The following is a 7704-nucleotide window of genomic DNA, read 5'->3' on the forward strand; positions in this document are numbered from 1 at the left end:
ATATATAATAAACAATGATCATTGGGCAGTTGCAGAAGGCAAGTATAATGATTTACCTCTAATGATCCGTTTCAGAGATAAATTAATGCCACATTTAGGAATTTCAAATTACCCTAAACTTATTCAAGTTTACTGGAATTATAGTGTCCATGAGTCTGGTATGCCTTCGAAGGTAGATAGTGCGGCTATGGAAATCTTTGAAAACCGATTAGTTGACTCGCTTGAAACAGATATGTCAGGTGTCCTTAGTTCAGCTATTACAACAAATGGTTATCGAGAATGGGTTTTTTATTGTAAGTCTACGGATGTTTTTGCAGAAAAACTTCATAATATTCCACAAGAGATGGAACCTTATCCAATAGAAATTGAGGCTGTTCATGACCCTAAGTGGGATTATTATTTTAACGAAGTACGACCTAAGTAAATAAGCTAATTAATAATGACCCTAAAAAATAGTTAACTGTTTTCGTTACTCAATATTTTAGCCAAAAACTTTGGATTATTAGGGTCGTTAGGCAATTGAGCTAAAAACAATCGAGTAGGAGCTTTAGATGAATAAGAAGTTTAAAAATACAGGCAGTGAATCAGGTGAAATTACAGTTCAAGTATCTCAAGCTAAGGTTAGTTTTCACATAGAGCCAGGAGCTGAGTTTATTGTTGAGACACATGAGAACTCAGATATCGTATTTTCGAGTTCAGATACAAACCGTAATTTAGTCATAGAACCAGCTTAGCTAAGCTTTCACTGATTGTGGTCAAACTGCCTAACAAGCAATTTAAGCAGACTGCCAACGCTTGGCATTTTCAGCACGGCTTAACTTCAGTGATTTCGGTGGTGATTTTGAGCGTATTGGTAGCGTTGTCAGCTACTTAATTGGGCGTTATGCTAACAATTATCACTGACGGAACCTGAATGGTAGGTCTCTTTAGACGTTTCATTAATATAAAAGGTGTAGCAGCCATTTGATTCCAAAATATAGCCTTTTTGCCAAATGTATGATGCTCGATCTATTCCGCCATTTGAATCCAGTGGAAAGTCAGGAATAGGAACATAGCCACTTTTACCTGGGTACATATTTCCTAAAATGCAGAACTCAGGTTCATTACAAGGAATGGTTTCCCAATTTCGTGTCCATGAGCTGGGTACATCAATATTAAGAAGTGTACGTAGTGTTCCGGCACTTGCGGCAGGCATGCCACCGGTTAAAGCGATCGTTTCACCTTGGTAGTCTACCGAAGTTTCAGCATTATCAATAGCTATCCTAGCATCTGCTAATTTCAATGATGTGTTGAGAGCAGCCTCTACGCCATTAATACTTGCTTCTGATGCGTCACTAGAAAAGTTAAGAAAACGAGGCGCAGCAACTACTGCAAGTATCGCAGTTATTACAATAACGACAACTAGTTCGATCAATGTAAATCCTTGTTGCCTATGCATGTTGTTTCCTTATGTGACTGATACATCTAAATTCATGTTAGCATAACAAGGCGTTTAAGACAGATTCCCAACGCTTGTCATTCTTAGTTCAAGGTGTGGTTCTGTGTTTAAGGCGTAATGGTTTAGGTTGTGTGGTAGCGTTGCTCACACCTTAATGCGGCGTTATACGAATAAGGAAAATTCGGAATATGGAAATTAAAATAGACGATCTATCGGGTGGTGAAGTCATTGAATTACTCGAAGAGCACTTGGCTGATATGTATGCAACTTCGCCTCCAGAAAGTGTTCATGCTCTAGATGTCGATGCACTTAAATCATCAGATATTACATTCTTCAGCGGTTGGGTTAACGGTGAATTACAAGGTTGTCTTGCTATCAAGCAACTCAATCCCCGTCATGTTGAATTGAAATCAATGAGAACTTCTAGTTCATCCCGAAAGTCCGGTGTTGCAACTAAGCTGTTAACTCATGCTTTGAATACTGTTATCGACAAGGGATACCGCAAAGTTAGCCTTGAAACCGGCACTCAACAATTCTTCCAACCAGCTCGAAATCTGTATGAGAAATTCGGGTTTACCTATTGTGAACCATTTGCCAACTATGAACTCGATCCACATAGTCACTTTATGACACGGGAATTGGTGGAAAAATTCGTATAACAAAGCATTTAAGACGGATTCCCAACGCTTGGAATTTTCGGCTTACTTTGGGTTAAGTGCTTATGTCACAATGGTTTAGGAAGAGTGGTAGCGTTGCTCACCACTTAATGCGGCGTTATAGCGCCCGATAAAATTGAAGATGGATGGTGATGGATAGTATCGAAAAAGAGCTTTATCAAGCGGCAGTAGAATTAGTAAACATGCGATACCCTTCGGGTTGGGGTGGTGCCGCAGCTATTAGAACAGAGTCAGGCAAAATATTAACAAGCGTTGCTCCTGATACCCAAAACGATGCTCTTTCCCTATGCATGGAAGTGGGAGCGTATTTAGAGGCTCACAAACTCAATGAGCGAGTGACTCACTCATTATGTCTGTGTCGTGAAAATGAGAACGATGAGTTTCTAATCTTGTCACCATGCGGGGTTTGCCAAGAGCGCCTTGTCCACTGGGGTGGAGATGTTAAAGCAGCAATTACGACTTCAGATAATGCATTGGTTTTCAAAACTATACGTGAATTAATGCCTCATCATTGGTCACTTGTAAACGGCAAAGCGCTATAACAAGGCGTTTAAGGCAGATTCCCAACGCTTGGCATTTTGTATTCTAAGTTGGGTTAAGTGTTTAAGGTGCAATGGTTTAGGTTGGGTGGTTGGCGTTGCTCACTACTTAACGCGGCGTTATATGCAGGAATGATACATTGATGAAATTAGCAGGAATTGACTTAGCTTGGCACGGTGAAAAAAATCCATCAGCAATAGCTATCGGAAGTCTAAATGGTAAAAGCTTGAAACTAGAGCGGCTTGAACCAGCGATTTTTGGTATGTCGGAGATCACGAGTCTCATAGAAAGCGAAACAGAAATCTTTGGTATCGCAATAGATGCCCCTCTTGTAATTGAAAACCAAACAGGTCAGAGAGATTGTGAAAAATCACTTAGCCGTGATTATGGGGCAAGAAAAGCGTCTTGTCATACTTCAAACCTTTCTTTGTACCCAGATGCTTTAAGTGTAAATCTTTCAACATCTCTAGCTTCATTAGGCTACCAACACTTATCCTCTGAAAAATGGCAAATCGAGTGTTATCCTCACCCAGCTATAATTGAATGTTTTGGTTTACCCGAGAGACTTGCATACAAGAAAGGAAGCGTAGCAGAGAAGAAACAAGGGCAATCAAAATTAGCTAGTTTTATATTATCTCTTCAAAATTCAGCGGTTTTATCTCTCCAAATCCCTGAAGAAATTAACATGCTTTTATCAGAGTCGTATATTCAAAGCCTTAAAGGTGCTGCTTTAAAAAGCAATGAGGATGCTTTAGATTCGATAATTTGCCTCTACATAGCTGGACTTTATCAACTCAGAGCAGCCAGTGTAACCTACGGTGATAAGGATACAGGCTATATTTGGGTTCCGCAGGTGAAATGCATATAACAAAACGTTTAAGACAGATTCCCAACGCTTGGCATTTTCAGTGTTAATCGTTGGGTTTTGTGTTTAAGGTGGTAATGTTTAGTTTCGGTGGTGGCGTTGCTCACTACTTAACGTGGCGTTAGGCGAATAGGCAAAGTTTTAGCTAAGGAGTATAAATGTACAAAGGAAGTTGTTTATGTGGCTCAATCCAGTTGTCATTAAATGGTGGAGTTACCGATATTATTCATTGCCATTGTTCTTTGTGCCGTAAGGCTAGCGGAAGTGCCTATGCCACCAATGGTTTCATTGACGCTGAAGACTTAAAGTTAATTGATAACGATAAGACTCTTACTTTTTATGAAAGCAGTGAGGGTAAGCGTAAGTACTTTTGTCAAACTTGCGGAAGTCCAATCTATAGTTCCAATTCTCAATCTCCGAAAAGGTTTCGCCTTCGTTTAGGTATTTTGGATACCGATATATCGGAACGACCTATTTCTCATAACTTTGTTACTTCAAAGGCAAATTGGGATGACTTAGATGCTGAATTACCTCGTAGTGAAAAGCACGAAGCTGGGCGTAAGTAGGCGCTGTAAAAATCGCCTAACAAGCAATTTAAGCAGACTGCCAACGCTTGGCATTGTCAGTTTGGTTTAGCTTCAGTGATTACGGTGTTAAGTTTGAGTATATCGGTAGCGTTGTCAGCTACTTAATTGGGCGTTATGTGCTCGGAGGGGAAATGAGAAAATTATCAATCATCACACTAGGTGTATCAAATATTGAAGCTTCAGCACAGTTCTATGAAGCAGTACTTGGACTAGAACGTACAGATTATCAATCTGATGAAATTGTTTTTATGGATGTTGACGGTCCAGTGTTGGCTCTATTTCCCAAACCTGAGCTAGCGAAAGATGCTGGTGTTGAGCCAAAAGGTTCAGGCTTTGCAGGTATTACTTTTGCTAGAAATGTAAACTCTTCCCGTGAAGTTCTTAATCTGCTGGAGAATGCTGATGAAAATGGTGGGAAAGTCGTAAAGCAAGGGCAACCCGTTTTTTGGGGTGGTTTTTCGGGTTATTTCGCTGATCTAGACGGATATCTCTGGGAAACTGCAGTAGGTTCAGATAGCTACATCGCGGAAATCGAACAGCGCACATAACAAAGCATTTAAGAGGGGTTCTCAACGCTTGGCATTTTTGCATCTACTTCAAATTTAGTGTTTACGGTACAATACTTTAGGTGGGGTGGAAGCGTTGTTCACCCCTTAATGCGGCGTTATATAACAAGGAGAGTTTCACGAATGAAACTGACATCAGAACGATTAATGATGGATCAGTTATCGCCAAACGACAGGTCGTTGTTTCACTCCTTACACGCTGATCCTAAAGTGATTTCCTTATGCTTTGACGAACCTTCAATAGATGAAATTAAGGTTAGGTTTGCAAGCCGTCTTAGTCCTTGGTCACCTGATTCTAGTCATTGGTTGTGCTTAGTTATAACCAAGCGAAACAATGGAGAAAAAGTAGGGGTCACAGGCTTTTGTGTTCAAGATGGCGTAGCCGAAGTTGGTTTTATGTTCCTACCTGAATATCAAGGTCATGGTTATGGAACGGAATCACTTAAGTCTCTTATTGAGTATTCTCGAATTAATTGGGGTATTGAAGCTTTTAATGCAGTCGTTACTGAAGGGAATCTTGGTTCAGAGCGAGTATTAGTTAAAAGTGGTTTTTCTCAAGTCAAAGTAATTGCTGATCCTTATAAGATTGGTGGTAAATTGTATGCCGATCACATTTACCATTTGGGAAATATTGTTATATAACAAGGCATTTAAGACGGATTCTCAACGCTTGGCAATTTCAGGTCAGGTCGGCTTCAGTGCTAAATGTGGCAAGGTTTAAGGCGGGGTGGTCGCGTTGTTCACCACTTAATGCGGCGTTAGCTGCAATCGGTATGTAACGAGTATTATCGAAAATGTATAAACTAGAAATATTCTGTAATCCAGAACAGCAGATGTTAGTACAAAATGTATTACATGAATCTGGAGTCGATAAAATTGGTAATTACGATCATTGCTGGGCAATTGGTTCGGTTATGGGGTCGCATCGAGCCTTAGAGGGCTCAAATCCAGTATTTGGTTCTAAAGGTGAGGTTGAAAACTACAAGTTACTTAAAATTGAAATCAACGTCTCAACAGAACAAGTGAGACCTATGGTAGAGTCTTTGAAAGAGAGTCTTGGGTGGGAAGAGCCATTGGTTAATGTGTTCAACTCTACAATATAGAGTTTGATCTCTAACTTTAGAGTTTGCAGCTAACAAAACGTTTAAGAGTGATTCCAAACGCGTGCCGGTTTCGCTTCGCTCACCATTATGGCACTCGGTTGTCACACCTTAACGTGGCGTTATGGCGCAGGTCGAAAATGAACAAAATCGTAGAATTAATCAAGCAAGACTCAACTAGGGTAAAGGCCTTAGATTGTGTTGCACAACTGGGTTTACCTCAGTGCTTTATAGCCGCTGGCTTTGTTCGTAACCTGGTTTGGGATTCATTACATAACTTCGAAAAGCCGACACCACTGAACGATGTGGATGTTATCTATTTTGACCCTGATGAATTACATTCTGAATCCTATTTGTTATACGAAGCACAACTTAATAGTTGGATGCCTGAACTTAATTGGCAAGTACGTAATCAAGCCGTGATGCATGAGCGTAATGGTGATGCTCCATATATGAGTTCATTGGATGCAATGAGTTACTGGCCAGAAAAAGAAACAGCGATTGCCATCCGAAAAGTAGGTCCAAACCAATATGAATGTATTTCGTCATTTGGGTTTGAATCTTTGTTTAATTACTGCGTCACACATAATTCCAAAAGGTCACTAGAAACATTTGAACAACGGGTAAGTCAAAAAGGTTGGCTGGTCAGGTGGCCATCATTGAGAATTGCGCCATAACAAGCAATTTAAGCAGACTGCCAACGCTTTGCATTTTCAACTCGGTTTAGCTTCAGTGATTTAGATGGTAAATTTGAGTTTATTGGTTGCGTTGTCAGCTACTTAATTGGGCGTTATGTCTCTTGGTGCTAGTGAACTTCTACTGAGATTAGTAGCTTAGGTGCTAATCTCAAAACCACTCCTTATTTCTAGCTATCTTTAGTGGAAGTTTAGCCAAGTAGTGTTGAACCTGTGAATGACTTCATGTAACCAATAGCTTGGGTTAATGAGTTGTCGGTGGTGTTGCTTATTTGTGGTATGTATGATTCTTCTGTTTTCTATTAATCGGTAACTGGTTTACCTTAGTTAGGCTCGAAATGAAAAAATTACTATTAACTCTTAGTCTTGCGTTGTGCAGTATTACGGCATCTGCCGTTGAATTAGTTGAAGTTAAAGCTTTAAATGGCAAAGTGTCAATTAATGCACCTAAAGATTTTGGTCCTATGCCAGATGATATTTTAGAGTTTAAATACCCGTCAACTAGAAGGCCTACAGAAGTTCTTAGTGATGAAACGGGAGGTGTAACACTTGTGTTTAACCATACAAATAACTCAATGGCTCCCTCTGACGTTAAAAATGCCCATGTGGCAATATCGAAGATATTCCATAATATGTACCCTTCAGCGACTTGGATTAGGGATGAAGTTATTGTCCAGAATAATCAGACATTTATGGTTCTAGAATTAATTACACCAGCCATTGATACAGAGATACATAATATAATGTATGGAACGTCAGTTGATGGTAGGTTTTTGTTGACTGCCTTTAATACGACGGTTGAACAATCAGAGCAATGGTTACCAATCGGAAAGAAAATAATGGCTTCTTTATCTATTTCTGAGTAGACATAACAAGCAATTTAAGCAGACTGTCAACGCTTGGCATTTTCAGTTCGGTTTAGCTTTAGTGATTTAGGTGGTAGTTTTGAGCGTATTGGTAGCGTTGTCAGCTACTTAATTGGGCGTTAGGTGTTTTGAAGGTTTTAAAGTAACTATGATTGAAAAATACAAACTATTGCCAAGTAGAATCCAAAAAGATATCGCGGAAAATACGCTGACCGAGTTTGATTTTTTGGATGAAACAGTACATTGGTATTCTCCTTTTATTCTTTATTCTCAACATGAAGTTCGCGAACTCCAGCCTAGCTATGATTCAGGCTTTCAAGATTACATAGCTATAGGTAGCAATGGTGGAGGAGAGACTTATATGTATAAC

General features: G+C 39.7%; 12 protein-coding genes and 1 pseudogene. 12 read left to right on the forward strand and 1 reads right to left on the reverse strand.

Features of this window, described 5'->3' with window-relative positions; translation table 11 throughout:
- Together L4C37_RS21770 and L4C37_RS21775 are read left to right on the forward strand one after the other, a co-directional pair.
- The coding region (locus L4C37_RS21770; protein WP_429770008.1) for a DUF695 domain-containing protein at positions 1–424 on the forward strand (424 nt) is incomplete at its 5' end.
- A gap of 127 nt (positions 425–551) precedes the next feature.
- Complete coding sequence (locus L4C37_RS21775) at positions 552–734, forward strand: hypothetical protein (RefSeq protein ID WP_137375646.1); 183 nt, start codon at positions 552–554, stop codon at positions 732–734.
- A gap of 152 nt (positions 735–886) precedes the next feature.
- Here L4C37_RS21775 and L4C37_RS21780 read toward each other — a convergent pair whose 3' ends face one another.
- The gene (locus tag L4C37_RS21780) at positions 887–1438 is read right to left on the reverse strand and encodes a type II secretion system protein (protein WP_429770010.1); all 552 of its coding nucleotides are present in this window, start codon (positions 1436–1438) and stop codon (positions 887–889) included.
- Positions 1439–1626: 188 nt separating this feature from the next.
- On the opposite strand from L4C37_RS21780, the gene L4C37_RS21785 reads away from it, so the two are divergent.
- The 10 genes and pseudogenes from L4C37_RS21785 to L4C37_RS21830 form a co-directional block, all read left to right on the forward strand.
- Positions 1627–2097, forward strand: a complete 471-nt coding sequence (locus L4C37_RS21785; protein WP_108020723.1) for a GNAT family N-acetyltransferase — start codon at positions 1627–1629, stop codon at positions 2095–2097.
- A 149-nt stretch (positions 2098–2246) separates the two neighbouring features.
- The gene (locus L4C37_RS21790; RefSeq protein WP_102555171.1) at positions 2247–2657 is read left to right on the forward strand and encodes a cytidine deaminase; all 411 of its coding nucleotides are present in this window, start codon (positions 2247–2249) and stop codon (positions 2655–2657) included.
- Positions 2658–2797: 140 nt separating this feature from the next.
- A complete protein-coding gene (locus L4C37_RS21795) occupies positions 2798–3523 on the forward strand; it encodes a DUF429 domain-containing protein (RefSeq protein ID WP_429770013.1) in 726 nt (241 codons plus the stop codon).
- A gap of 155 nt (positions 3524–3678) precedes the next feature.
- Positions 3679–4086 carry a GFA family protein gene (locus L4C37_RS21800; RefSeq protein ID WP_261856039.1) on the forward strand — a complete coding sequence of 136 codons (408 nt, stop codon included), beginning with the start codon at positions 3679–3681 and terminating at the stop codon, positions 4084–4086.
- Positions 4087–4238: 152 nt separating this feature from the next.
- Positions 4239–4655, forward strand: a complete 417-nt coding sequence (locus L4C37_RS21805) for a VOC family protein (protein WP_429770015.1) — start codon at positions 4239–4241, stop codon at positions 4653–4655.
- Positions 4656–4796: 141 nt separating this feature from the next.
- Complete coding sequence (locus L4C37_RS21810) at positions 4797–5315, forward strand: GNAT family N-acetyltransferase (protein WP_429770017.1); 519 nt, start codon at positions 4797–4799, stop codon at positions 5313–5315.
- A gap of 152 nt (positions 5316–5467) precedes the next feature.
- Positions 5468–5790, forward strand: a pseudogene (locus L4C37_RS21815) (YqfO family protein).
- A 123-nt stretch (positions 5791–5913) separates the two neighbouring features.
- Positions 5914–6450 (forward strand): nucleotidyltransferase family protein, encoded by a 537-nt coding sequence (locus tag L4C37_RS21820; protein ID WP_429770019.1) that lies wholly within the window; start codon positions 5914–5916, stop codon positions 6448–6450.
- A gap of 356 nt (positions 6451–6806) precedes the next feature.
- The gene (locus L4C37_RS21825) at positions 6807–7334 is read left to right on the forward strand and encodes a hypothetical protein (protein WP_137375608.1); all 528 of its coding nucleotides are present in this window, start codon (positions 6807–6809) and stop codon (positions 7332–7334) included.
- A 148-nt stretch (positions 7335–7482) separates the two neighbouring features.
- Positions 7483–7704, forward strand: a 222-nt coding sequence (locus L4C37_RS21830) for a hypothetical protein (protein ID WP_429770021.1), incomplete at its 3' end; no start/stop codon positions are given.

It is taken from the genome of Vibrio kagoshimensis, assembly GCF_050337535.1.
GTDB lineage: Bacteria > Pseudomonadota > Gammaproteobacteria > Enterobacterales > Vibrionaceae > Vibrio > Vibrio gallaecicus.

What these genes read in the sequence shown, in the direction of transcription:
- L4C37_RS21775 (WP_137375646.1), top strand. Translation starts at nt 552, where the DNA reads ATGAATAAGAAGTTTAAAAATACAGGCAGTGAATCAGGTGAAATTACA.
- L4C37_RS21780 (WP_429770010.1), bottom strand. Translation starts at nt 1,438, where the DNA reads ATGCATAGGCAACAAGGATTTACATTGATCGAACTAGTTGTCGTTATT.
- L4C37_RS21785 (WP_108020723.1), top strand. Translation starts at nt 1,627, where the DNA reads ATGGAAATTAAAATAGACGATCTATCGGGTGGTGAAGTCATTGAATTA.
- L4C37_RS21790 (WP_102555171.1), top strand. Translation starts at nt 2,247, where the DNA reads ATGGATAGTATCGAAAAAGAGCTTTATCAAGCGGCAGTAGAATTAGTA.
- L4C37_RS21795 (WP_429770013.1), top strand. Translation starts at nt 2,798, where the DNA reads ATGAAATTAGCAGGAATTGACTTAGCTTGGCACGGTGAAAAAAATCCA.
- L4C37_RS21800 (WP_261856039.1), top strand. Translation starts at nt 3,679, where the DNA reads ATGTACAAAGGAAGTTGTTTATGTGGCTCAATCCAGTTGTCATTAAAT.
- L4C37_RS21805 (WP_429770015.1), top strand. Translation starts at nt 4,239, where the DNA reads ATGAGAAAATTATCAATCATCACACTAGGTGTATCAAATATTGAAGCT.
- L4C37_RS21810 (WP_429770017.1), top strand. Translation starts at nt 4,797, where the DNA reads ATGAAACTGACATCAGAACGATTAATGATGGATCAGTTATCGCCAAAC.
- L4C37_RS21820 (WP_429770019.1), top strand. Translation starts at nt 5,914, where the DNA reads ATGAACAAAATCGTAGAATTAATCAAGCAAGACTCAACTAGGGTAAAG.
- L4C37_RS21825 (WP_137375608.1), top strand. Translation starts at nt 6,807, where the DNA reads ATGAAAAAATTACTATTAACTCTTAGTCTTGCGTTGTGCAGTATTACG.